We start from the raw sequence: 19925 nt of genomic DNA, 5'->3' as shown, positions 1-19925 counted from the left end.
GCCCGGATCGGGTCAGGCGGTGATGCGTCCCGCGCCCGCGCCGGCCTGGACGATGGACTTCACGTTGCCGGAGGGGTCCATTGTGTAGGCGTACGGGATGCCGGCGACGCTGCCGCCGGCGGTGCCGGAACCGGAGCCGACGAACGTGTTGCCGCGGGCCACGATGTTGCCCAGCAGGGTGCCGTCGACGCCCCGGTGGAACGGGTCCTTGGTGTTCTCGAAATAGTTGCCCTCGATCAGCACCCCGGCGCCCAGCAGGGACCGGACGCCGTACGAGGCGACGCCGTCGTAGAAGTTGTTGTAGACGTGCACCGGGTTGCCGAAGCGGACCATCGGGTTGCGGGTGACGGTGCCGTCGAACCAGTTGTGGTGGTACGTCACCCGCAGCTTGCCGCGGTCCTGGGCGCCGTTGTCGTCGTCGTGGCCGAGCAGCAGCGCCTTGTGGTGGTCGAAGATGCGGTTCCACGAGACGGTGACGTAGTCCGACCCCTCCTTGATGTCGATGGCACCGTCCGCGCCGTTCGACAGGGTCAGGTGGTCGATCCAGACCCGGCTCGACGCCTGGATGTTGATGGCGTCGTCGTTCCAGTCGCGGAAGGTCAGGTTGCGCACGACCACGTTGGTGGAGCCCGAGATGTTGAAGCCGCAGCCGACGATCGTCGCACCGGGGTTGCCGACGATGGTCTTGTTCGACCGCACGTTGAGCATGCCGGAGCAGGAGATGGTGCCGGACACCCGGATCACGGCTGCCCCGGTAGCCGCGGCGGCCGACCGCAGTGCGGTGAGGTTGTCGACGGTGGTCGGTGCCGTGTTGCCGCCACCGGTCGTGCCACCGCCCTGGGTGGCCCAGCCGACCAGGCCTGCCTGCGGCGGACCGGTCGGCGGCGGTGTCGTGGGCGGCGTCGTCGGCGGCGGCGTGGTGGGTGGCGTCGTGGTCGGTGGTGGGGTGCCGGGGTTGGTGGTTCCGGTGCAGGTGGTGCCGTTGAGGGTGAAGGTGGTGGGTGCGGGGTTGGCCGTGTTGTTCCACGTGCCGTTGAAGCCGACGTCGGTGCTGGTGCCGGTGGGCAGACTCGCGTTGTAGTCGACGTTGGTGGCGGTGATCGTGCCACTGGTGGGGTTCGCGGTGAAGCCCCAGGCGTTGGTGATGGTCTGCCCGGCGGGGAAGGTCCAGCCGAGGCGCCATCCGTCGACCGGATCGCCGAGGTTCCTGACGGTGATGTTGGCGGTGAAGCCGCCGGGCCACTGACCGGTGGTGGTGTAGGTGACCTGGCAACCGGCGGCGGCCTGGGCGGAGACGGCGGTCAGGACGCCGGTGACGAGGGTGGCGGTGACTGCCGTGGCGAGGATGACCGTCGCCCGTCGTCGGGTCGGGGTGCCTTTCACGTCTTGGTCCTTCCTGGTGTCGTGGAGCCGTTGGCGGAGACGGATGGTGGCTGGGCGGCCACCGCGGGCCCGTCGGGTTACAGACGGGTCACCGACGCCGACATAACGGCTTTCCGGGATCCGGTCCCGGCGGAAACAGACCGATGTCCGTCAGTCCGCTTGGCCACAAGCGACAGTCGTGCCACGCTCCTTCGCGTTTCGGTCCACCCGTCGCGACGGGCTGAGGCCCACGCGGTCGAAGGAGTTGACGCATGGGAATTCGGCGCACTCTGCTGGTCACCACCGTGGCCCTGCTCCTGACAGGCGGCATCCAGGCGCCGGCGGCGGCCGACCCGGCCACCGTCGCGATGCCGGTCGACGTCAACCCGTACCGGACCGGGATCGTGCTCGCCGAGGGCGAGGGCGTCACCGTGTCCGCGTCGGGTGTCATCGGCTACTGGGGCGGGTCGTTCGAATCCGGTGACGTCGTACCACCGGCCGGCCACCCGACGATCCGACACCTGGGCAACGCCGTCGCCCCGCAACTGCCGGCCCTGGCCCTGATCGGGCGGGTCGGGTCGGGCCCCTACCGGTACATCGGCGCCGGACCGACGACCCTCGGCGGGGTCGGCGAACTGGAACTGGTCATCAACGACGACGTCGCCGCCTTCCCCGACAACAACGGCACCTGGCAGCTGGTCCTCGATCCGACCGGCTTCGTCGACACCGACGGCGACGGCGTCCGCGACAGCGAGGACCTGTGCCCCGACACCCCGGTCGGCACCGACGTCGGCACCGACGGCTGCCCGCTGCTGATCGTGTCGGCCGGCGAGGACCGGCCGGTGACCGGCTCCCGGACCGGCAACCTCGGCGGCTCGATCACCGGTACCGCGACCGCATCCGCCTGGCAGAAGGTCTCCGGCCCCGGCCGGGTCACGTTCGCGTCCGGCGCGCCGGACACCGAGGTCGAGTTCTCCGCCCCCGGCAGCTACGTCCTGCGGTTCACCGCGGTCTCCGGCGCGGGCGGCAGCCCGAGGCACGACGAGGTGACGATCACCGTCCTGGACCGGTACGAGATCGAGCTGAAGTCGTGGATCCCGCAGTTCGCCGTCGTCGACCCGTTCCACATCGAGCCGCTGGAACTCACCATCGCCGGCGGTGTCTGGACCGATCTGGGCTCCATCGACGTTCCGGAGGACTGCCGGCCCAAGTGGCGCAACGCCCGCATCCGGCTCGAGTCGTTCTTCTACGGCGACAACCACGTCGGCTACGGCGCGGACGGCGACGCCCGGATCACCACGACGTTCGAATTCTTCTGGGACGGCACCGGCATGACCCGGCCCCGGCTGAGCGACGACCCGGCGCACAGCATCCGGCTGTGGACGTTCACGAACCTGGACACCGGGGTGATCCGCAACTGCCGCCAGTACGGCAACGAGACGGTTCCGGACCCGGCCGACTACAGCATCGACGGGAACACCTTCACGCTGGCCCACCGGCACGCCACCGACCTCGTCCTGGGCGCGCCGCCGCTGGAGGCCACCCTGGTCGGCACGTTCACCGACACCGACCTGCTGATCAGCACCGAGGTCACCGCATTCCCCAGCCACGCCTACCGGGTCACCCGCAACGGCACCCGCCGGGCCACGAACGTGTTCGTCAACGCCTCCTGCGTCGAGACGATGGGCCCGGTCGGGGCGGTCAACCTCGCCACCGGGCTGATCACCTACGTCGAGAGCGAGGGCCCGTACGCCGTGCCGCTCGTCGGCCCGCGCACGCCGAGCGAGATCGCGCCGTGCCAGCCGGCACCCGGCCCCCGGTAGAGGGCGTAGGTATCACGCGGGGGCCGTCGACGGTTGTGGTCGACGGCCCCCGCACCCCCGATAGGGTCGTGCCCGGAGCGCGATTCGAACGCGCACTGTCGCCGTCCTAAGCGGCGGGCCTCCTGCCGGTTGGGCTATCCGGGCGTGCCCTCGGCGCGATTCGAACGCGCACCGTCGACGTCCTCAACGTCGTGCCTCTGCCGTTGGGCCACGAGGGCGGGTGATACGAAAAGCCGCCCGTTCCCGGGGGTCGGGGCGGGCGGCGGACGTGGGTGAGGCGCGCTAGCCGGTCCGCCGGGCCGGGTGGTCGGCGAGTAGTGCGGCGCGGGCCGTGGTGGCCGCGCCGGGCAGTGCCGGCCACAGCCGGTCCGAAACTCCGTACGTCGTCACCGCTCCGCCCCTCCCCTGCTCGCCCCGTCCGGTGCTGATCAGTACGGTACGGCCGGCCCCGGTGCGGGGCAACGGATTAAGCGTCTCCACAGTGGATCGGCTGACCGACCGTACGGCGGCTCACGGCGTCGGGTGCAACCGCAGGTGTGGACGGCTCCGGAGCCGGACGGACGCCGCCACGACCACGAGCGCGGTCAGCGCGACCGCGAAGGCGACGCCGTGCAGCAGGCCCCGGTCGAGGTATCCGGAGTCGGTGTGGTCGATCGCGTACGTGCCGATCTCGCGGCTGAACCAGAACGGCAGCGCCCGCGACGCGGTGGCCGCCGGGTCGGTCATCATCTGGAGGCCGACCACGATGAGCAGCACCAGCGTGCCTTCGAGTTCGCGGGGCAGGACGGCGCTCAGGGCCAGCCCGAACGGCGCCGCGACCGCCACGGTCAGCAGCATCACCACGGCGATGGCGCCGTACCGCACGTCGTGCTGGTCGACGAGGATGAGCAGGTAGTACGGCAGCGACAGCAGCAGCCCGACCGTCCACAGTGCCAGGAGGCGGCCCAGGACGAGGTGCCGGCTGCCGTAGCCGGACAGGCGCAGCCGCGGCTCGATCGGGCGGGCGGCGCTGCCGGCGAAGAGCGCGGCGGTGCTCAGTGCCCAGCCGAGGCCGAGGCAGACGAACCGGATCGACTGGCCGAGGTGGTCGCCGCGCCGGCTGAGATAGAAGGCCAGCGGCAGCACGGCGAGGACGACGAGTACGGTGCGCCGGCGGGCGATCTCGCGCAGCGCCAGGTCGGCCGTGACGATGATCTTCTTCATGAGATGCGTTCCCGGTCGGGGGTCAGGTCGAGCACGATGTCGACCCGGTCGAGTTGGTTGAGCAGGTGGGTGACGACCACGACGGCGGTGCCGGTGTCGCGCCACCGCCAGACCTCGTGCCAGAAGTCGAGGTAGGCGCCGCGGTCGAAGCCCTGGTAGGGCTCGTCGAGCAGCAGGATGTCGGGTTCGCCGAGCCGGGCCATGACCAGGTTGAGCTTCTGCCGGGTGCCGCCGGAGAGTTGCCCGGCCAGCCGACCGTGGTCCGGCTTCCAGTCCAGGCGGGCGGCGTGCGCCCGACCGGCCCGGCGGGCCGCCGCCCGGTCCAGGTCCCGGCCGGCGCCGATGAGGACGAAGTGCTCGTCGGGGGTGAGGAACTCGCGGGTGCCGCCGTCCTGCGGGCAGTAGCCGAGGCTGCCGTAGGCGTGCACCTCGCCCCGGTCGGGGCTGACGAGGCCGGCACAGATGCGCAGGAAGGTGCTCTTGCCGGCGCCGTTGGCGCCGACGACGGCGGCGATCTGGCCGGCGCGTACGGTCAGGTTGACGTCGCTGAGGACGCGGTGGCGGCGGTAGCGCTTGCTGATCCCGCGTACGTCGAGGCGGACCGGGCCGGGCGGTTGGCGGCGCGGGGCCGGTGCGGCGGCGCCGATGCTCTCGGCGACGTCACGGGCGTACGCCCCCGGCGGGCCGAACGCGGACAGCGGCGGCTCTCCGCTGTCGCGCAGGTGGGTGGCCGCCTCGGCGACCACGTGCCCGGCGAGGTCCGGGCCGACGCCGTGCCGGCGCAGTTCGCCGACGAGGGCGGCCAGCCATACATCCTGGTTCACCGCGCTGGTACCTCCCGTAGTATCGCGCCGACCCCGCCGGCGAAGCGATCCCAGTCGGCGGCGGCCTGCCGCAGCACGTCGTGGCCGTCGCCGGTGATCCGGTAGTACTTGCGGGCCGGCCCGGCACCGCCCTCACGCCAGTGGGCGACGATGAGCCCGGCCCGCTGGAGCCGGAGCAGGACGGGGTAGAGCGTGCCGCCCTTGACCGGGCCGAGGCCGGCGGCCTCCAGCGCCTGCGACAGCTCGTAGCCGTACGACTCGCGGCGGGCCACCATCGCCAGCACGCACAGGTCGAGGACTCCCCGCAGCCATTGGGCCCGCCGTTCCTGATCCACCGCGAGAAGGTAGCACGACCAGCTAGCTGGTCGTGCTACCTAGTCCCCTTCCTCCCGGAGCCGTCCCGACGGCGTCAGGCGGCGGGGCCGCCCGGCGGGAACGGCACCCCCGCCAGGAGCGGAATCAACGACTCCTCCTCGTACGCCAGATGCGCGGTCAACTCGGCCGTCATCCGGTCCAGTTCGGCCCGGAACCGGACCGGGTCGGCGGTGTCCACATCGGCCAACAACTCCTCCAGTTCACGCCGGATCCGGTCGACGGTGACGTGCTCGGCCCGCAGCCGCCCGATCACCGGCGCGAGGTCCGGATACTGCCGCTCCAGCCCGGGCAGCATGTGCCCGTCCTCGCTGGTGTGGTGGAAATGCAGCGACTGACAGAACGCCAGGCAGTGCTGCCGGATCTGCATCCCCAACCCGACCGGTGGCGGCCCGCCCGCAACCTGCCGGGCCGCGAAGTACCCGTCGGCCTCGGCCCGGGTACGCGTCAACTGGTCCCGCAGCCAGTCGTGGATCTCCATGAGCTTGTCGGCGAGGTTGTTCACCTCGCGCCCGCCGACGTCGGCGTGCACCCGGTCGAGCACCACCACCGGAATTCGTCGCCGGGTGCCGGCCTGGTAGTCGCCGTACCCGGGCTCCCGCTCGACGACGTGGGCGAAGAGCCGGTCGCGTTCGGCGCCCTGCGCGGGCACCGCGACCGCCTCGAAGATCTCGGTGCCGACCTCGACGCGGACCAGCGGGTTGGCGATCACGTTGTGGTACCAGGCCGGATGGCGCGGCGCGCCGCCGGCGGAAGCGACGACGAGCAGCCGGTCGCCGTCGCGGACGTAGCCGAGCAGGCTGGTCTGCCACCGGCCGGACTTCGCGCCGGTGGTGGTGAGCAGCAACAGGTTGCCGCCCTCGAACAGGCCACCGACCTTTCCGCCGTTGGCGCGGAACTCGTCGACGACGGACCGATTGAAGTCACTGATCCGCGGTGCGGAGCCAAGCGGGTGCGTGGGGTTTTCGGACAAGGTTCTCCTCACAGGTTGGAATGGGCGACAGGCCCGGTACGCGTGGCCGTACGGCCGAGCACGTCAGCGGCCGTACGCGCAGCGTGCGTCGCACGGACGCCACCGGCGTACGCGGACATCCGTCGCAGGGCGTCGCTGGGATGAAGATCGGGGTGCAGGCGATCGCGGCCGGGCGTGGCACGAAAAGGCCACGCCGACGTGGCGGCGTTACGCGAGCGGCGTGTGTGGACTCACGATTCGCTCCCCGGATATGACAGGCGCCTCCATGCAACCACCGTCGTCAGGCGGTTCGCACGCGACACGCGGCTGATTCTAGCGCCCGCCCGGGCCGGCTCCCAGGGGACGGACGGACGCCGGCCCGAACGACTCTTCCGCATATAGTCACGTGAATGTCGCATCGGATAGTCGCCGTACTGCTGTTGATCGTCGCCTTCGCCGCCTTCGTGGCCCAGTGGATGTTCCCGTTCCTCGACGATGCGCCATGGATGCTGCGGACCGGGGTGACGGTCGTCGGCGTGGTATGCCTCCTGGCCGCGGTGAGTCTGTGGATGCGCGGGATCGCCAACCGCGGGCGGAGTTCGTAGGTCGCCTCATCGGCGCTCACCGGAACTCGTGCACGACCTCGATCGGTCCGACGATGTGCCGGTTGAACTCGTCCAGTTCCTCGGCCGGCACCCAGAGTTCGAGGATGTCGCGGCCGCCGACCTGCTGGACCGGGTAGCGGGCGGCAAACGCCGCGTCGACCTCGAACCGGGTGACGAAGCCGGCGCCGGAGGCGGGCACGTTCCAGTCCCGGGCGATCATGACGGCGTACTGCTCGTTGAGGACCGGGTAGAAGATCGGCTGGTCCGGCAGGCGCGGTGGCCACGCCGTCCAGCCCGAGTCGCGTACGAGGTCGAGTTCCTGCGGGCCCGTCGGCCGCCACAACGTCATCGTCTCGGTCATCGCCCCTCCTCACCGGTCGGGGCAGGCTACCGGCCGGACGGACGCCCGAACCAACGGTATTCGGCCGACGGGGTGACGGCGTACGCACGCTGCCGTGATCGTCTGCTGTTCCGCCGCTCACCGTACGGCGTGTCGAACGGCAGCTCAGCAGACGATCATTGTCCCGGGGCCCTGCGGGTGGTGCCGCCGGGAGACGAATTCGCTGTCCAGGCCCACAGCGAATTCGGCGTAACGACAGCGAACTCGCTGTGGGCCATGACAGCGGTACCCACCGGCGGGCCGGGCCTACTCGACGGCCATCTCGCCCAGGTCCGACCAGCCGTCCTGGTCGACGCTCTGGCTGACGATCTTCGGGGTGGCCTGCAGGTGCGCCGGCAGATCCCGCTGGGCCTGCCGGAAGTGCGCGGAGTTCACGTGGGCGGCGCCCGCGTCGCCGTCCCGGAACGCCTCGACGAGGACGTACTCGTCGGGGTCGTCGATGCTGCGCGACCAGTCGAACCACAGGCAGCCCGGTTCGGCCCTCGTCGCCTCGGTGAAGGGTGCGGCGATCTGCGGCCACCGGTCGGCGTACTCCGGCTTGATCAGGAACTTCGCGGTAATAAAGATCATGGCGTCATCCTCCTCCACGGCAGGTGTCCGGTCAGCGGTACGCCGGTGTCAACCGGACCACTCGTCCCGCCAGTCCGCTCTGTCGCAGACTCTCGGCTGGCCCCCGGAATACAGCGCGAGCGCGAAACCGAGGCGCTGCACCGCCCCGTCCCGCGAGGTCAGGTCGACCCCGAAGGTCAGGAACGAGCCTTCGAGGCTCGACCATCGGTCCGGTTCACCGAGCCGGAAGTCGGCGAGCGGCGGCTGGCGGCGGAGGAACTCCTCGTGTTCGGCCTCGGTGTAGTCGTGCAGCACATCGCCGCACAGCAGTTCGTGGGCGCCACGGAAGTCGCCGTCGCGGACCCGTTCCAGGTACGTCGTCAACACGCGCTCGGCCTCGGCGACCTCGACGGCCTGCCGGTAGTCGGTGTAGGTATCGCAGCCGTAGCAGGACGCAACGACCACACAGACCGCGGCCGCGACGGTGGCGGCGAGCCGGCGCGGCCGGGACCACCGGCCAGCCGCCCGTGTCATGGCCGACAGGCTATCGGGCACGGGTCGCAGCGGGCCAGCGGTCGGGAACCCTGGCCGGGACCGGCTGCCCACCGGCGCGCTAGCGGGCCGGGCCCCGTGCCTCGCCGTGCTGAAGGTAGGCCAGCACGGCGAGGACCCGCCGGTGCCCGCTGTCGCTGGGCGGCAGCCCGAGCTTGGCGAAGACGTTGCCGATGTGCTTGCTGACCGCCCGTTCGGTCACCACCAGTGTCCGGGCGATCGTCGTGTTGTCGTGCCCCTCGGCCATCAGCCGCAGCACCTCGAGTTCGCGCGGGGTCAGGGCGGCCAGCGGGTCGTCGCGGCGCCGGCTCATCAGCTCGGTCACCACCTCCGGGTCGAGGGCGGTGCCGCCGGCCGCGACCCGCTCCAGGGCGTCGAGGAACTCGTCGACCCGGCCGATGCGGTCCTTCAGCAGATAGCCGACGCCGTTCGCGCCGCCGCTGAGCAGCTCGGTCGCGTACATCTCCTCGACGTACTGGGACAGCACCAGGACCGGCAGTCCGGGCACCGCCGCGCGGGCGTCGAGCGCGGCGCGCAGGCCCTCGTCACGCAGGCCCGGCGGCAGCCGTACGTCGACGACGGCGACGTCCGGACGGTGCTCCAGGAGGGCGGGCAGCACCTCGGGGCCGTTGACCGCGACCGCCACCACCTCGTGCCCGGCCGAGGTCAGCAGCAGCACCAGCCCCTCACGCAGCAGGGCGTTGTCTTCGGCGATCACCACGCGCACGGCAGTCCTATCCGGATCTCGGTCGGCCCTCCGGCAGGGCTGCTCACCCGCATCGTGCCGTCGAGGGCGGCGACCCGGCGCCGGATGCCGAGCAGGCCGCTGCCGGCAGCCTCGTCGGCCCCGCCCCGCCCGTCGTCCCGGACGTGGATCGCCAGCGTATCCGCGTCCTTCGCCAGCCGGACCGTGGCCCTGCTGGTGCCGCTGTGCCGGGCCACGTTCGTCAGCGACTCCGCGACGACGAAGTACGCCGCCGCCTCGACCGCCGCCGCCGCCCGCGCCTGCGGCAGCCCGTCCGCCTCGACGGCCACCTCGAGTCCGCTGCTGGCCGCGAGCGCCCGTACCGCGCCGACCAGGCCGCGGTCGGTCAGGATCGGCGGGTAGATGCCCCGGATCACGTGCCGCAGTTCGGCGAGAGCCTGCTCGGCCTGGTCCTGCGCCTGGTCCAGCAGCGCCCGGGCGGCGTCCGGGTCCCGGTCGTACGCCCGCCGGGCGAGACCCACCCGCATCGACAGCGCCACCAGCCGCGCCTGGGTGCCGTCGTGCAGGTCCCGCTCGATACGCCGCAGTTCCGCCCCGTGCGCGGCGATCGCCGCCGCCCGGGTCTCGGTCAGCTCGACCACCCGCTCGGCGAGCCGGTCGTTCGGCGACGGCAGCAGCAGCGCCCGGGTCCAGGTGGCGTCGAGTCCGGCGAGCCGGTCGATGACCGGCAGCAGCACCGGCGGCCGGCCCAGCAGACCGGCCCACACCCCGTCGACGAGCACGGCGAACGGCCACACCGTCAGCGCGGCGCAGGCCAGACCCAGCCCGTACAGCAGGTGCCACAGCAGCCAGCGCAGGTCGCGGCGGGTCCCCGGATCGGTCAGCGCGGCCCGTACCCGGTCGGTGAGCGGACCGGTCAACGGCAGATAGCGGGCCGGGATCTCGACCCCGGCGTACGTCGCCACCTGGCGCCGCTTGAGCCCGGCGAGCCGGCGCAGCAGCAGCACCGTTTCGGGCAGCACGCCCGCGCCGACGACGGTGAGGGTGATCAGCGCGGTGAACAGGATCAGTCCGAGGAAGGCGTAGGAGACCAGGGCCAGTCCGGCGGCGCCGAACAGCCCGTACGTGGCCCGCCCCGCCTGCCGCAACGCCGTACGCATGGGCCCAGGCTAGGCGCCGGATCCGGGGTTGCCGGTGGGGTGGGCCCGCCGGGCATGGTGTAGCGGGCTACACCATGGGTTCGGGAGTGGGGGCCATCGTCGGGCGGCTCGGCCGGCAGCAGACTCGTAGGTGTCACCGCCCGCCACATTCGGAAGGAACCGACCGTGAAGAACCTGCTCTGGGTCGTACTGGCCGTCTCGGTCGTCGCCAACGCCGCCACCAACCTGCTCATGCCGGGCGGGGCGGGACAGATCACGCTTCAGCTCGTCACCGGCCTCGTCGCGGTCGGCTCGATCGCCGGCCTGGTCACCGCCCGCCGCCGGCGCGCCTGACCTCGTCGGCCCGGCCGTCGACGAGGCGCCCAGGGTGCGGCTCTCCGGGCCCCCGCCGGCGGGCCCGGGCCGGTAGGTTCCCCGACGTGTACGTCGGCGACGATCCCCCGGTCTCTCCCCGCCTCCGCCGGTTCCTGGCGGAACACGCCCGCCGGCTGCCGCACATGACCGAGGCCCGCATCCGGTCCGCCGCCGCCATGACCGTCGACGGCCGCGACGAACCGGCACCCGAAGAACTGGTCACCGCCATGGTCCGGTTCGAGGAACGCTACGGCGGCCTCTGCTACCCCGTCATGGGCAGCAACGGAATGGAGTACGGGCTCGACGGTGTGGCCACCGGCCACCACAGCCCGCTCGGGCCGGCCTTCCCCGGCATCCTGGACGGCGACCAGACGTGGGGCATCGACGTCCTCACCGACGGCAGGACCGCCATGGGACCGGGACGGTGGCCTTACCGCATCATCGACCGGTCCGTCGACCAGCGGTTGGAGAAGCACGCACTCCTGGTTGCCATGCGGTCCTGGCCGCACCGGACCTTCGCCTGTTTCACCCCGCCGGAGGTCCTGCCGGTCGTCGACGAGGAACGGCTCCCGCCACCCGTTCCCGAAGCCACCGGGCCGGCCGACCTGTGGTGGGCCGACGACTCCACCGCCATCGAGGCCACGCTGAGCGGCTGGCCACCAGAACAGGACCGCTGGACCGTGCGCTACTTCGCCCGTACGCCTCGACAGGCGGCCGACGCCAACCCGACCGTCTACGCGGCGATCGGGCACGAAACCGTCCCCGCCCACTGGTGCGCACTCTGCTCCCACGACATCGCTCCGGGCATGACGTGTACTCCGGCGCCGAACAGGAAAGACCGCCGGGGCCGGCCATGACGTCGACGTCCCGGTGGTCCGTGCTCTCGCCGGCGGCGAACCGCTGACCGTGTCACCGCCCGCTTTCTGATCATGACCTGTGGGAAGGCCGTCGGGTAGCTCAGCGGCGTCGCGGATAAGCACCACCCGCCTGGCGTCCGGAAATTCGTATGCGATCCGACTCAACCCGGCGATGGTCGGCCGACGTCTTGCTCGTTATCGGCCAGGACGGCATCGAACTCGACCGGGGGTGGCACGGCGTGGCATCGGCAACGCACGATGCGGAGTTCCAACTGTTCGTACGGACCCAGTGGGGGCCGCTGACCAGGACGGCCTACCTGCTGACCGGCGATCGGGGCACCGCCGAGGACCTGGTCCAGTCGGCGTTGGAGAAGACACACCGGCACTGGTCGCGGATCCTGCGCAAGGACGCGCCGGAGGTGTACGTCCGGCGGGTGATGGTCAACACGGCCATCTCGTGGCGGCGGCGCCGTCGGGTGGCCGAGGTGGAACTGCGGGCCACGGACCCGGGGCCGGCGACGGACCCGTACGTGCAGGTCGAACATCGACACGAGCTGCTACAGGCGTTACGCCGGCTGCCGCGAAAGACCCGGGCGGTGCTCGTACTGCGCTACTTCGAGGACCTCAGCGAGGCGGACATCGCACGGGTCCTGAACTGCTCGATCGGCTCGGTGAAGAGTCAGGCCTCGCGCGGCCTCGCCCGGCTGCGCGCGGAACTTCACCAGACCGCCCCCGCTGTATCGACGACCCTGCAGGGAGGTCCCGCATGACCCCACGAATCGAGTCTGCGCTGCGTGAAACCCTCGAGCGTGAGGCGTACGGGGTGCCCGTACCCGAGGATCCGTGGCCGGGCTTCGCGCGCCGGCGGGGTGCGCGCCGGCGTGCCCGGCGGGTCCGGGTCGCGGTCGTCGCGGCGATGCTGGCGGCGGCGGTCGGGATCCAGACGAACCTGGTCCCGCTGCCGGGCTGGGTGCCGGCGGTACCGGTGTCCGGTGTGTGGTCCACCTGGAACGAGGAGCCGCCGCGGGGGGCGTTGACGGCCGACCGGGCGTGGCTGGCCGGGCTCCGGCGGCAGGTGGCGGACGTCGAGGACCCGGAAGGCGTCTGGCGGGTCCTCGACCGCGACGCGATCCGGATCGTCTACGCCGACGACGTCGGGCCGCACCGGCTGGCGCTGCTTCTCGTGCCGCTGCGGCTGGGCGTCGTCACCGTCTCCGAGCTTTTCTGGTACCACGGGCCGGCCGGTGCCGCCGCCGGCCAGATGACGCAGAGCAGCAGCTCCGACAGCGACAGTCCGGTGGCGAGTTGGATGCGGGTCGACGCGGCCACCGGTGGGGTGGCGGTCGTGGTCGCCCCCGTCGGTAGCACCGTGACGATCGGCAGCGGCGTCGACTACCGTCCCTCCGGGACGCTGGCCCGCCGTCAGGTCGTCGTCTCGCAGGCCAGCGGCATCGGGGTGGCGTCGATCGCGCCCACCCCCGTCGACCCGGGCATCACCGCCGAGGTCACCACCTCCGACGGCGACCTGATCCGCCATGGCGTCAGCGGCAGTTGGTCGGGGGCCACCGACACGGTCGACCCGCACGCTTCGACCGAGGCGATGATGACCACCGTCCTGTCCGACTTCGCGGGTCCGGCACCCGACCGCGACATTCTCCGGGCCTTCGTCGGCTGGGCGTTGCGCGACAGCCGGCTGACGGTGCGGGACGTCTCCGTACGGCTGCGCTGGTGGGGCACGGTCAACGGGCAGGCGGCCGCGCTGTTGACCGTCCGGCCCGAGGGTGGCGGCGTGCTCGCGTACGCGTTCCACGGCACCCCTCGATCGATGCGGCTGGATCTGCGCCTGCTGCTACCGGCCGACGGCGCCGACGAACGGCCGCTCGCGTGGCGGCTGCGTGCCGAGGGCAGGGACGACGCGACCGACAGGGTGCTCGTGGTGGCCGCCGCGGGCGCGACCGCGGTCTCGCTCACGCCCCACGGGGCCGCCGCCGTGGCCGTCCGGCTCGACCCGTTCGGCTTCGGCGAGGCGACCCTGCCGCCGGACGCGGCGGCGACGGTGACCGCTCGCGCCGGCGACGGCCCGGTCTTGACCACTCCGGTGCCGCCGTTGGAGAACAATCTGTCCGGCCCACCGGGCGACACCCCGGCGACCCGGATCGTGCCCTAGAACGGCGTTCTCGCACGATCTGGCGGGAACCTGGCGTCGCATCATTCGAGGAGACGGCAGTGCAGGCCGCGTTGCCGGCCCCGGAATGGTCCTCACCCGAGCGTGACGGGCAGGGTTGCTGTTCCGGTCCACAGCGAGTTCGCTGTGGATACGCCCAATTCGCTGTGGGCCGTGACAGCGACACCCGCCCCGTCGCCGAACCCGGCCCACGACAACCCGTCCCCGGGCGCCCGAACCATCTCGGACGACCCGTTACGGCCGCCGGGTCAGAGCCGCTTGTGGAAGTGGTGTTTCGCCGTCCCGTCCGGCATGTCGGGGGTGCGGCCGACCTCCCGGTAGCCGAATCGCAGGTAGAAACCGGGCGCCTGGAAGGACATCGTGGCCACCACGACCCGGTCACAGCCGCGCCGGCGGATCTCGTCCTCGGCGGCGGCGAGGAGGCGTTCGCCCCAGCCCTGCCCACGCAGGTCGGATGCCAGCCACAGGGACGTGATCCCGCCGCAGCCGCCCCAGGTCCAGCCGGTGAGTCCGCCCTGAAGGACGCCGTCGTCGTCGACCAGTCTGATCGACAGCGGGGTCTGGTCGTCGGAGGCGACGGCCGCGTTGTTGATAGCGTCCAACTCGTCAGAGAGGCGCTTCTCCAGCTCGGAATCTTCGGTACCGAAGGTTAGTTCTGCCACGGCAGGAGTGTCCTACATCCACGGGGACGGAACAGGAATGAGCGTGAGCGCGCCGGGTGGTCCGGGTCGACGGCGGCCCGTGGCACTGCCGCCACTGACCCGGGTGGACCTCGGCGAGGTGCCGTACGACCGCGCGATGGCGGACATGGACGGGTGGGTACGCGAGCGCCGCGAGGGCCTGGCCGGTGACCGGCTGTTCCTGCTCAGCCATCCGCCCGTGGTCACCTACGGGCGTACGACGGATCCGGCGGACCTCGTCGGCCTGCCTCCGGACGTACCGACGGTGTTGGTCGACCGCGGCGGTCAGGCCACCTATCACGGGCCCGGCCAACTCGTCGGGTATCTCGTGTTGGGCCTGCGGGAACGTGGTCCCGGCGACGTGGTCCGGTGGCTCGAGCACGGCCTCGTCGCCGCGCTCGCCGAGCTGGGCTTCGCCGCCGTACGTCGGGACACGCCGCGCGGCGGCACGAGTCTCGTCGGCGTCTGGACACCGGACCATCGCAAGATCGCCTCGATCGGGATGCGGGTCCGTGGCACCGTCACCAGCCACGGCTTCTCGCTCAACGTCGCCCCGGACATGGCGGTGTTCGACTCCTTCGTCTCGTGCGGTCTGGCGGACGTCACGATCACCTCCGTCCGCCGGCTCGCCGAGGAACAGGGGGTGCCGGCGCCTTCGGACGCCGAGGTGCGCGACGCGGTCGCCCGGCATCTGGATGCCCGGGGTGCCGGTCCGGGTCAGCGGGCGTAGACGACGGTGGCGTCGTCGCCGCGTTTGTTGCGGGGCCAGCGCAGGCACGACGGGTCGGTCGCCTCGGCTGCCCGGACGCGGCGGATCAGTCCGGGCGGGCCGGTGGTGTCGAGCAGGTCGAGCAGCGTGGGCCAGTCGAGTAGCCCGAACGGGCTGACGAGCCGGGCCGCGCCGTCGGTGAGCAGGGCAACCCGCCGGACGGCGTCGGACGGCAGCGAGCCGGTGATGGCGTGCGCCGCGGCGGTCGGGTCGGCGGCGGCGATCCAGTAGCCGCCGGACCGGTTGCGTGCCGCCAGTTCGGCGTGCTTCATGCGCAGCAGTGCGGCCTGCTTCTCGGCGGAGCCGAGCGGATGCCGGTCGGCGTCGGCGCGTTCGGCTGTCGCGGTCCGGTCCACCCGGTCGTCGGTGACGGCCCGGATGCCGTCGGGGGTGTCGATGACCACGGTGACGTCGCCGAGGACGAGGTATTCGAGTACGGCGCCGTCGAGCCGTACGACGGCGACGCCGGCCGACGGGGTGCCGGGGTGGGTCAGGTCGCATTCCCGGTGCCGGTCGGCGGTGCGACGGATCGCGGTCGCCAGGGCGTCGTCGAGGCGGACCCGACGGTCGGCGGCCAGGTCGACGATCGAGGAGCCGAGCTGGGCGGCGTACCAGGCGACGCCGTGGGTGCAGCCGGTCGCGGTCCGGGCGGTCGCTCCGTCGAGTACGACCATGAGCCCGTCGGCCGCGGCGGCCCAGTCCTCGTTCGGTCCCCCTGGGATGCCGGCCGCCGTGGCCGAGGTTACGTCCACGGTCGAGGGTGCAACTGAGCGGGCATGAAAGTCTTTCGTCAATATTGATAAAAGTCCGGATGGCTCCGGCGAAAGATATGGACACCTCGATACTAAGTCCGTTAAGGTCTGACGCTAGCAACTTGTTTCGGCGAGGTAAACCGACGGCGCGGTAGCTCACCGAACGTGTCGACGGGTGGGCGTCCACCACCCGGAAGGCACACCTCACGGGGCGTGGCACCCTCGGAGAGCACTGGCAGTACTCGATCCGGCGCGACGGCACGCGCCCTGTCCCGTAGTCGCCCGCTCCCGTCCGACGCGCGGCAGTCCCGGCACACCACACCGGACCCGCCCCCGCGCGCTCTCGAGTCACACCGTCCCGTACCTCCCCGTGGCCTCCACGGCGTCGAGTCTGACCGCGAACCAGGTCCGGACTCGGCTGCCGCGCGCCCTCATCCACCCACCCCCGTTCCGCGACATCCCGCGCGACTCTCGCCACAGTCCTAAAAGGACAGATGTGAAAGGTTTGCCGGACATGCCAATCCCACCCACCGGTGCACCCGGTCGCCGCCTGAGACCACCGCCGCGCCGCACCACCGCCAGCCGGTTCCGGCGGCCCCTGACCGCACTCGTGGCCGCCACCGCGATGCTGCTCAGCTCCACGTTGGCCTCCACGCCGGCCGGCGCCCGCCCCAACGGCGACGACGGCCCACCGCAGCAGCGGGACGCCCAGGTGCTCACCTGGACGGCGGGCAACGACGTCTCGTCGTACACCACCGCCCCCGCGACCGCGAGCCCCGGCCCGGCGACGTTGGTCTTCGAGAACAGCGCCGCGACCGGCAACACCTCCGGAATGCAGCACACCCTGACGTTCGAAACCGGTGACCCCACCTACAACCAGGATGTGAACGTGAACATCCTGGCCGACCCGTTCGACGCCAACGGCGGTCGGTGGACAGTGGACGTGGTGCTCACCCCCGGCACCTACCGCTACTTCTGCGCCATCCCCGGCCACGGGCTGATGAACGGCCTGCTCATCGTCTCCGACGACACCGGCGAGGACACCACGCCGCCGACGGTGACCGCGGCGCTCTCCGGGCAGCAGAACGGCAGCGGCGCCTACATCGGCGCCGCGACCGTCAGCCTCACCGCCACCGACAGCGAATCCGGGGTCGACACCGTCGAGTACTCCCTCGACGGGGGCGCGTACACGGAGTACACCGCACCGGTGACGGTCAACGAGACGGGTCAGCACACGCTGAGCTACCGGGCCACCGACCTGGCGGGCAACACCTCCACGCCGGGCTCGGTGTCGTTCACGGTCGTGCCGCCGCCGGACCCGGACACCACGCCGCCGACGGTGACCGCCGCGGTCACCGGCAACCGGGACGACACCGGCGCCTACGTGGGCGCCGCCACCGTCACCCTCACCGCGACCGACACCGAGTCCGGGGTCGACACCGTCGAGTACTCCCTCGACGCGGGCGCGTACACCAGCTACACCGCGCCGGTCACGGTGAACCGGCCCGGCCAGCACACGCTGACCTACCGGGCCACCGACCAGGCCGGCAACACCTCCGACGCGCAGTCGGTCAGCTTCACGGTGGTGGTTGGCGGCGGCAACCCGGAGTGCCCGGTGCTGGACACCCGCCCGGTCGTCTGGCTCGGCACGCTGAACAGCGGTGTGCCGAACCGGCTGGTCGGGACCGGCTGCACCATCAACAACCTGATCGCCAGCGAGCGGCTGTGGCTCAACCACACCGAGTTCATGCAGCACGTCCGGGCGGTCGCGAAGAACCTGCGTGAGCTCGGGGTGATCAACAACGCCGAGCGGGCCACGCTGATCGAGACGGCGACCGCGTCGGCGGTCGGCAAGTCGGACGCGCAGACCGGCTACCGGTCGATCCTGGACCGGTCGGGCTCCTCGTTCGACCAGTGGGAGCACGTCGGGGCGGGTGGCTTCACCCGCAACGCCGACGGCTCGATCACCAGCCGTCCGGTCGCCGGCCTCGGCATGCTGTGGTTCCCGATCCGCAGCTACGGCGACTTCTCCATGAAGCTGCAGTGGCGGGACGACGCGCCCGGCGACGCCCGCGCCAACAGCGGTGTCTTCGTCCGCTTTCCCGGCGTGCACCAGCACCCGAGCGAGCCGCGCCCCGAATGGGTCGCGATCAAGTACGGCCACGAGATCCAGGTCTTCGACAGCCCCTCCGGCGACCGGTACAAGACCGGCTCGGTGTACGGCTTCGACGGCGTCGCCCTCGACGGCGCGGGAGTGACGCCGAAGGGCACCTGGAACGACTACGAGATCCGGGTGGTGGGCCAGCACTACTCGATCTACCGCAACGGTGAGCTGATCAACGAGTTCGTCAACACCCCGGACGCGGTCTTCGACCCGCCCCGGGCGGACGACCCCGGCGGCGCCGGCCGGCAGCGTACCCACGGGTACATCGGCCTGCAGGTCCACGGCGCCAACGACATCGTCAGCTACCGCAACGTCCGGGTCGCCCCGCTGACCCCGTGACCCGATCCCGGTGGTGCGCCGCGCCCGCGCGGCGCACCACCACGACGCCCCACCCCCGCACCGACCGTGGTCGGCTCAGCGATTGGAAACGACCTTGGATACAGACCAGATCGAGCAGCGTTCCAGACCCGCCGGATTCCTGAGCAGCAGCGCCAGCCGGGCGGGGATGGTCCTGGCGGTCCTGCTGGTGACGTTCGCCGGCGCCGGCACCGCCTTCGCCCTGAACAACAACACCGTCGTCACCGAAGCGCAGGACGGTGCGCGCCCCGAGGGCTGCGTCGCACCCGACCGCGAACTGCAGATGTACGCGGTGGAGCTGCCCCGCGACCCGGTCACCAACCAGATCCGGCTCGGCTACGGCCTGACCCCGGAGACTGCCTCCTACCCGGGTCCGACGATGGAGATGATCGAGGGCGAGTGCCTGGCGATCACCCTGCACAACCAGGTGTCGGCGGAGACGCTGTCGCAGCTGCGTACGAACCCCACGCACCCGCTCGGCGTCTCGCTGCACGTCCACGGGGTGAAGTACACCCAGGACTCCGACGGCACCGTGCACAGCGGCTCGTTCGTGGCGCCGGGCCAGTCGCGGACCTACACCTGGTACGCCAAGCCGCGCAGCTCCCGGACGGGATCGCCGGGCACGGCCGGCTACTGGTGGTACCACGACCACGTGGTCGGCGGCACCCACGGCACCCAGGGCCTCAACTCCGGGCTCTTCGGCGGCCTGGTCGTACGCCGCCAGGGCGACGTCCGCCCGGACCGCACGTACGTGACCGCCTTCGGTGACCGGCAGAGCATCAACCTGCGGCGCGGGGCGGCGGCGGACAACTGCGACCTGGAGAACCCGGTGCCGGGTCCGGCCTGCTTCGTCGCCAAGATCGGTGAACGGGTCGAGTTCATCGTCATCGGCATGGGCGACGACATGCACACCTGGCACGTCCACGGACACTCGTGGGCGGACACCCGTACCGGGGTGGTGGTCGGCGACAACAAGGCACTGGTCGACTCGATCCCGGTGATCGACAACAAGACCCTCGGCCCGGGTGACTCGTTCGGTGTGACGATCACCGCCGGTGACTCGGTGGGTCCGGGCCACTGGATGCTGCACTGCCACATGCAGTTCCACTCCGACCTCGGCATGGCGACCACGCTGCACGTCCTGGACGAGAACGGGCAGATGCCGCCGGGTGGCCACCAGCACCGGGAGGTCGTCAACCGCACGCCGCTGAACAACGGCGGGTCCACCGACGGCGCCCCGGCGGCCGGCGGCGACCAGTCCACCGACCCGCACGCCGGCCACCGCTGATCCGACCGTCC

Annotated in this window: 22 protein-coding genes and 2 tRNA genes; 9 read left to right on the top strand and 15 right to left on the bottom strand. The window is 71.6% G+C overall.

Annotated elements, in window-relative coordinates; translation table 11 throughout:
* Positions 1–12: 12 nt before the first annotated feature.
* The gene (locus tag Prubr_RS37740) at positions 13–1383 is read right to left on the bottom strand and encodes a pectate lyase family protein (protein WP_212816917.1); all 1371 of its coding nucleotides are present in this window, start codon (positions 1381–1383) and stop codon (positions 13–15) included.
* Positions 1384–1634: 251 nt separating this feature from the next.
* Between Prubr_RS37740 and Prubr_RS22705 the strand changes: the two genes are divergently transcribed.
* Positions 1635–3185 carry a hypothetical protein gene (locus Prubr_RS22705; RefSeq protein WP_212816916.1) on the top strand — a complete coding sequence of 517 codons (1551 nt, stop codon included), beginning with the start codon at positions 1635–1637 and terminating at the stop codon, positions 3183–3185.
* Between the two features lie 69 nt (positions 3186–3254).
* Here the strand turns inward: Prubr_RS22705 and Prubr_RS22700 are convergent.
* The 7 genes from Prubr_RS22700 to Prubr_RS22670 form a co-directional block, all read right to left on the bottom strand.
* Positions 3255–3329, bottom strand: a tRNA-Leu gene (locus Prubr_RS22700).
* Position 3330: 1 nt separating this feature from the next.
* Positions 3331–3403 (bottom strand) — tRNA-Leu (locus Prubr_RS22695).
* A 64-nt stretch (positions 3404–3467) separates the two neighbouring features.
* Positions 3468–3647, bottom strand: a complete 180-nt coding sequence (locus Prubr_RS22690) for a hypothetical protein (protein WP_212816915.1) — start codon at positions 3645–3647, stop codon at positions 3468–3470.
* Positions 3648–3695: 48 nt separating this feature from the next.
* Positions 3696–4388, bottom strand: coding sequence for a hypothetical protein (locus tag Prubr_RS22685; protein WP_212816914.1), 693 nt, complete (start codon positions 4386–4388; stop codon positions 3696–3698).
* Entirely contained in the window at positions 4385–5212 is an 828-nt protein-coding gene (locus tag Prubr_RS22680) for an ATP-binding cassette domain-containing protein (RefSeq protein WP_212816913.1), read from the bottom strand. The genes Prubr_RS22685 and Prubr_RS22680 overlap by 4 nt, the downstream gene beginning before the upstream one ends.
* Positions 5209–5547 (bottom strand): PadR family transcriptional regulator, encoded by a 339-nt coding sequence (locus Prubr_RS22675; RefSeq protein ID WP_212816912.1) that lies wholly within the window; start codon positions 5545–5547, stop codon positions 5209–5211. Before Prubr_RS22675 ends, Prubr_RS22680 begins: the two co-directional genes overlap by 4 nt.
* Positions 5548–5621: 74 nt before the next feature.
* A complete protein-coding gene (locus Prubr_RS22670; RefSeq protein ID WP_246567510.1) occupies positions 5622–6557 on the bottom strand; it encodes a nitroreductase/quinone reductase family protein in 936 nt (311 codons plus the stop codon).
* Positions 6558–6946: 389 nt separating this feature from the next.
* On the opposite strand from Prubr_RS22670, the gene Prubr_RS22665 reads away from it, so the two are divergent.
* On the top strand, positions 6947–7141 hold the full coding sequence (locus tag Prubr_RS22665) for a hypothetical protein (protein ID WP_212816911.1): 195 nt from the start codon (positions 6947–6949) through the stop codon (positions 7139–7141).
* 16 nt (positions 7142–7157) lie between these two features.
* On the opposite strand, the gene Prubr_RS22660 is transcribed toward Prubr_RS22665, so the two are convergent.
* The 5 genes from Prubr_RS22660 to Prubr_RS22640 form a co-directional block, all read right to left on the bottom strand.
* The gene (locus Prubr_RS22660) at positions 7158–7502 is read right to left on the bottom strand and encodes an ADP-ribosylation/crystallin J1 (RefSeq protein WP_212816910.1); all 345 of its coding nucleotides are present in this window, start codon (positions 7500–7502) and stop codon (positions 7158–7160) included.
* Between the two features lie 285 nt (positions 7503–7787).
* Positions 7788–8111 carry a putative quinol monooxygenase gene (locus tag Prubr_RS22655; protein ID WP_212816909.1) on the bottom strand — a complete coding sequence of 108 codons (324 nt, stop codon included), beginning with the start codon at positions 8109–8111 and terminating at the stop codon, positions 7788–7790.
* Between the two features lie 48 nt (positions 8112–8159).
* Entirely contained in the window at positions 8160–8624 is a 465-nt protein-coding gene (locus tag Prubr_RS22650) for a hypothetical protein (RefSeq protein ID WP_212816908.1), read from the bottom strand.
* Positions 8625–8703: 79 nt separating this feature from the next.
* Positions 8704–9369: a LuxR C-terminal-related transcriptional regulator gene (locus Prubr_RS22645; protein ID WP_212816907.1), complete on the bottom strand. Its 666-nt coding sequence runs from the start codon at positions 9367–9369 to the stop codon at positions 8704–8706.
* Positions 9357–10508 (bottom strand): sensor histidine kinase, encoded by a 1152-nt coding sequence (locus Prubr_RS22640; RefSeq protein WP_212816906.1) that lies wholly within the window; start codon positions 10506–10508, stop codon positions 9357–9359. Before Prubr_RS22640 ends, Prubr_RS22645 begins: the two co-directional genes overlap by 13 nt.
* Before the next feature lie 165 nt (positions 10509–10673).
* On the opposite strand from Prubr_RS22640, the gene Prubr_RS22635 reads away from it, so the two are divergent.
* The 4 genes from Prubr_RS22635 to Prubr_RS22620 all read left to right on the top strand — a co-directional run bounded on the left by Prubr_RS22635 (position 10674) and on the right by Prubr_RS22620 (position 13886).
* On the top strand, positions 10674–10841 hold the full coding sequence (locus tag Prubr_RS22635) for a hypothetical protein (protein ID WP_212816905.1): 168 nt from the start codon (positions 10674–10676) through the stop codon (positions 10839–10841).
* 86 nt (positions 10842–10927) lie between these two features.
* Complete coding sequence (locus Prubr_RS22630) at positions 10928–11719, top strand: hypothetical protein (RefSeq protein ID WP_212816904.1); 792 nt, start codon at positions 10928–10930, stop codon at positions 11717–11719.
* Positions 11720–11958: 239 nt separating this feature from the next.
* Positions 11959–12489: a SigE family RNA polymerase sigma factor gene (locus Prubr_RS22625; protein ID WP_246567508.1), complete on the top strand. Its 531-nt coding sequence runs from the start codon at positions 11959–11961 to the stop codon at positions 12487–12489.
* Positions 12486–13886, top strand: coding sequence for a hypothetical protein (locus Prubr_RS22620; protein WP_212816902.1), 1401 nt, complete (start codon positions 12486–12488; stop codon positions 13884–13886). Before Prubr_RS22625 ends, Prubr_RS22620 begins: the two co-directional genes overlap by 4 nt.
* Before the next feature lie 266 nt (positions 13887–14152).
* Here Prubr_RS22620 and Prubr_RS22615 read toward each other — a convergent pair whose 3' ends face one another.
* Positions 14153–14566, bottom strand: coding sequence for a GNAT family N-acetyltransferase (locus Prubr_RS22615; protein ID WP_212816901.1), 414 nt, complete (start codon positions 14564–14566; stop codon positions 14153–14155).
* Between the two features lie 79 nt (positions 14567–14645).
* Here Prubr_RS22615 and lipB point away from each other — a divergent pair, with 79 nt between their 5' ends.
* Complete coding sequence (gene lipB, locus Prubr_RS22610) at positions 14646–15314, top strand: lipoyl(octanoyl) transferase LipB (protein ID WP_246567505.1); 669 nt, start codon at positions 14646–14648, stop codon at positions 15312–15314.
* Here lipB and Prubr_RS22605 read toward each other — a convergent pair.
* Complete coding sequence (locus tag Prubr_RS22605) at positions 15302–16105, bottom strand: protein phosphatase 2C domain-containing protein (RefSeq protein ID WP_246567502.1); 804 nt, start codon at positions 16103–16105, stop codon at positions 15302–15304. The two genes, lipB and Prubr_RS22605, sit on opposite strands and share 13 nt — an antisense overlap.
* Positions 16106–16619: 514 nt before the next feature.
* On the opposite strand from Prubr_RS22605, the gene Prubr_RS22600 reads away from it, so the two are divergent.
* Positions 16620–18608, top strand: coding sequence for an OmpL47-type beta-barrel domain-containing protein (locus Prubr_RS22600; RefSeq protein WP_212816899.1), 1989 nt, complete (start codon positions 16620–16622; stop codon positions 18606–18608).
* A gap of 94 nt (positions 18609–18702) precedes the next feature.
* Entirely contained in the window at positions 18703–19914 is a 1212-nt protein-coding gene (locus Prubr_RS22595; RefSeq protein ID WP_212816898.1) for a multicopper oxidase domain-containing protein, read from the top strand.
* Positions 19915–19925 lie beyond the last annotated feature (11 nt).

It is taken from the genome of Polymorphospora rubra (assembly GCF_018324255.1).
Lineage (GTDB): Bacteria > Actinomycetota > Actinomycetes > Mycobacteriales > Micromonosporaceae > Polymorphospora > Polymorphospora rubra.
This window is presented reverse-complemented; position numbering and strand designations above follow the sequence as displayed.

Excerpts from the sequence above, each read along its gene's own strand:
- Prubr_RS22705 (WP_212816916.1), top strand. The coding sequence starts at position 1,635 with ATGGGAATTCGGCGCACTCTGCTGGTCACCACCGTGGCCCTGCTCCTG.
- Prubr_RS22685 (WP_212816914.1), bottom strand. The coding sequence starts at position 4,388 with ATGAAGAAGATCATCGTCACGGCCGACCTGGCGCTGCGCGAGATCGCC.
- Prubr_RS22665 (WP_212816911.1), top strand. The coding sequence starts at position 6,947 with ATGTCGCATCGGATAGTCGCCGTACTGCTGTTGATCGTCGCCTTCGCC.
- Prubr_RS22660 (WP_212816910.1), bottom strand. The coding sequence starts at position 7,502 with ATGACCGAGACGATGACGTTGTGGCGGCCGACGGGCCCGCAGGAACTC.
- Prubr_RS22655 (WP_212816909.1), bottom strand. The coding sequence starts at position 8,111 with ATGATCTTTATTACCGCGAAGTTCCTGATCAAGCCGGAGTACGCCGAC.
- Prubr_RS22650 (WP_212816908.1), bottom strand. The coding sequence starts at position 8,624 with ATGACACGGGCGGCTGGCCGGTGGTCCCGGCCGCGCCGGCTCGCCGCC.
- Prubr_RS22640 (WP_212816906.1), bottom strand. The coding sequence starts at position 10,508 with ATGCGTACGGCGTTGCGGCAGGCGGGGCGGGCCACGTACGGGCTGTTC.
- Prubr_RS22620 (WP_212816902.1), top strand. The coding sequence starts at position 12,486 with ATGACCCCACGAATCGAGTCTGCGCTGCGTGAAACCCTCGAGCGTGAG.
- Prubr_RS22600 (WP_212816899.1), top strand. The coding sequence starts at position 16,620 with ATGCCAATCCCACCCACCGGTGCACCCGGTCGCCGCCTGAGACCACCG.